Source organism: Bacillus cereus group sp. BfR-BA-01408, assembly GCF_022663305.1.
Lineage (GTDB): Bacteria > Bacillota > Bacilli > Bacillales > Bacillaceae_G > Bacillus_A > Bacillus_A pacificus.
In genome coordinates this window covers 1-202 of sequence record NZ_JAKUFF010000389.1, presented here as the reverse complement: position 1 = coordinate 202, position 202 = coordinate 1, and the positions used below count along the sequence as shown (strand labels likewise).

The window sequence follows — 202 nt, the reverse complement described above, 5'->3', positions numbered from 1 at the left end:
AAACAAAAGTAGAAGGAACGAAAACATGGAAAGACGATAACGCGAAAGATCGTCCGGAAATGATTAAAGTAGACCTTTTACAAAATGGTGCAGTGATTGCGACGCAGGAAGTAAGCAAAGCAACAGATTGGAAATATGAATTCAAAGATTTAGCAGCGTATGATGAAAATGGAGTAGCGTACAAGTATGAAGTGAAGGAACA

The 202-nt window shown here is 38.1% G+C and carries 1 protein-coding gene; it reads left to right on the top strand.

Annotated elements, in window-relative coordinates:
• Window positions 1-202: Cna B-type domain-containing protein (locus MR083_RS27785; RefSeq protein WP_242270165.1), on the top strand; the 202-nt coding region annotated here is incomplete at both ends.